The sequence below is a fragment of the Pseudonocardia lacus genome (assembly GCF_018531445.1).
Taxonomy (GTDB): domain Bacteria; phylum Actinomycetota; class Actinomycetes; order Mycobacteriales; family Pseudonocardiaceae; genus Pseudonocardia; species Pseudonocardia lacus.
The window spans coordinates 1-2918 of the sequence record NZ_JAHDTH010000401.1; the positions used below are offsets into that span (position 1 = coordinate 1).

Sequence of the window (2918 nt, forward strand, 5' to 3'; positions counted from 1 at the left end):
GAGCCGACCGCGGCCGCGCTCGACGGCCGGCGCCGGTTCGGCACCGCCCGGCGGGGCCGGCTCGGCCGGCGTCCCGGCCAGCGTCGCGGACTCGTGGGCGGCCACGTCAGCCCGCGCTCGTGACGCCGAGTGCGGTGAAGTCGGCCTCGCCGTTGATCGCGAACGCGTCCGGTCCGCCGGTGACCCGGTCGGTCCACGCCGCCACGTAGGGGGTGAAGTACAGCGGCACGATCGGCAGCTGGTCCTGCAGCACCTGGGTGGCGTTGCGCAGCGCGGCCTGCAGCTGCTCGGGAGTGGTGGCCGCGTTGAGCTGGGCGAGGGCCTCGTCGCCGCCGGGCACCGGGACCTTGCCGGCGTTGCCCGAGGACGTGGTGGCCAGCAGCCTGCGGTAGATGGTCAGCCAGTCCGGGCCGGAGTTCATCCCGGTGGAGAAGATGTCGTACTGGTGGTCGGTGTAGAAGCTCTTGGTCGCGTCCGGCAGCGCCTTGGCCTCGAAGTCCACCGTGATGCCGGCCTCGGCGAGCTGCTGGGCGATGAGCACGGCGTTGTTCTGGAAGTTCGCACCGTCGAGCGACACGCCGCGCAGGGTGACCCCGTTCGGGTAGCCGGCCTCGGCGAGCAGTTGCTTGGCCTTCGCGATGTCGCGCGGGTAGGCGCCGTCGAGGTCGTCGAAGTGGTACGGGTGCCCGGGCGGGTACGGCTGCACCGAGCCCACGTCGCTCAGGCCGTCGTTGGCCGCGGCGGCGACGGCCGTGCGGTCGATGGCGTAGCTGAGCGCCTGCCGCACGCGGACGTCCTGCAGCGGGCCCTGGCTGCGGTCGATGTTGAGGTCGCTGATCGCCACGCCGATCTCGTTGCTCAGGGTGACCCCGGGCACGTCACGCAGGGCCGCCGCGGCGCTGCTGTCGAGCCGGTAGCCGTAGTCGGCCTGACCGCCGGTCAGCGCGGCCACCTGCGCCGACGGGTCGGTGATGATCTGCACGGCGATGGCGGCCGCCTTGCCGGGCGGCGGCCCGGCTTCCTGGTAGCCGTCCCACCGGGTGAGCCGGATGGAGCTGCCCGGCACGAACTCGGTCAACCGGTAGGGGCCGGCACCGACGGGCTTGGACCCGAACGCGGTGCCCTCGGCTTCCCGGGCGCGGGGTGAGGCGAGCAGCCCGAGCCGGCTGCCGAGCAGGTCGACCAGCCCCGACGACGGGCTGGACAGGGTGAACACCAGCGTCGTCGGGTCCTGCGCGGCCACGCCCTCCAGCCCCGGCACGGTCTGGTTGCCCAGCTCCAGGCACTGGTTCAGGCTCTCCGCGGCGGTGGTCGCGTCGATGGGGGTGCCGTCCTGGAAGGTCAGCCCGGAGCGCAGGGTCAGCGTCAGGCTCAGCCCGTCGGGGGCGGTCTCCCAGGCGGTGGCGATGCCCGGGGTGAGCTCGCCGGTGACCGGGTTCGACCGGATCAGCGGGGCGTACACGGCCCACATGTAGGCCAGCTCGGAGCCGTTGAGCGTGCCGCACGGGTCGAACTGGTTCGGCGTGGAGCCGTGCACGACGTTCACGGTGCCGGCCGGGTCGGGCGCCCCGCCGGTGGCGCCGGACGGAGCGGCGCCGCCGGACGAGCACGCGGCAGCGGACGCCACCGCGACGAGCCCGGCGAGCAGGCGGGTCCGGCGGCCGGGGCGGCGCCGGGTCGGGAGGGCAGGGGACATGGGGGCACTCCTTCGTGCGGGCTGGTGCGGCGGATCCCCGACGGGACGGGTGGCTCAGGCGGCGGTGGACGCGGCGCGGTCGTCGCGGATCCGCGGCCAGAAGTGGCAGGCGGTGCGGTGCTCGCCGGTGCTGTCGGTGCTGTCGGTGCTGTCGGTGCTGTCGGTGCCGGCGGCGGAGAGGACGGGCGCTTCGCGGGCGCAGAGCGGTTGCGCGAACGGGCACCGGGTGCGGAACCGGCAGCCCGACGGCGGACGGCGAGCGTCCGGGATCTCGCCGGACAGCAGCGTGCGCTCGCCGGCCCGGCCGGCCCGCGCCACCGACGGCACGGCGCTGATCAGCGCCTGGGTGTAGGGGTGGCGGGGTTCGCCCAGCACCGCCCGCACCGGCCCCACCTCGACCAGCCGGCCCAGGTACATCACGCCGACCTGGTCGGCGAGCCGGGCGATCGAGGTCATGTCGTGGGAGATGAACAGGTAGGTCAGGTCGTGCTCGGCGCGCATCTCGTCGAGCAGGCGCAGCACTCCGGCCTGCAACGAGATGTCCAGGGCGGCGACGGGCTCGTCGCACATCACCACGGGGGCGCTGGCGGCGACGGCGCGGGCGATCGTGACCCGCTGGCGCTGCCCGCCGGACAGCTGCGCCGGGCGGCGCTCGGCCAGCTCCGGTCCGAGTCCGACCCGACCGAGCAGCTCGACGGCCCGGGCGCGGAACCGGCCGGGGACGCGCAGCGAACGCGGTGCCAGCGGCTCGGCGACGCTGCGCCACACCGGCAGGCTGGGGCTCAGCGCCAGCATCGGGTCCTGGAAGATCATCTGGACCCGGCCGGAGCGGCCGACCGTGGCCGGGACGTCGACCGGCGCGCCGTCGGCGTCGGCGATGCGGATCCGTCCCGAGGTCACCGGTGTGAGCCCGGCGATGGCCGCGGCCAGTGTCGACTTCCCCGAGCCGGACTCGCCGATGATCCCGAGCGTCTCGCCGCGCCGGACGCCCAGCGAGACCCCGTCCACCGCCCGCAGCGGGTCGCGGCGTCCGCCGTAGGTCACGACCAGGTCCTCGACGGAGAGCACCGTGGTGCGCGCCGGGGAACTCATGCAGCCCTACCTTCCAGAGACGTCCCCCGTCGTCGGAGAGGATGGGGTGATGCAGGTGGAGCGAGGATGGTTTTCATGCTGGCTGCCCTCGATGGCTCAGGTGGCTTGGCCCCTCGCTCCACCGTCTTGT

At 74.4% G+C, this 2918-nt stretch carries 2 protein-coding genes; both read right to left on the reverse strand.

What is annotated here, in order from left to right; genetic code table 11:
* Positions 1-106 precede the first annotated feature (106 nt).
* On the reverse strand, positions 107-1696 hold the full coding sequence (locus KIK08_RS38430) for an ABC transporter substrate-binding protein (RefSeq protein WP_214408230.1): 1590 nt from the start codon (positions 1694-1696) through the stop codon (positions 107-109).
* 54 nt (positions 1697-1750) lie between these two features.
* Complete coding sequence (locus KIK08_RS38435) at positions 1751-2788, reverse strand: oligopeptide/dipeptide ABC transporter ATP-binding protein (protein WP_214408231.1); 1038 nt, start codon at positions 2786-2788, stop codon at positions 1751-1753.
* Positions 2789-2918 lie beyond the last annotated feature (130 nt).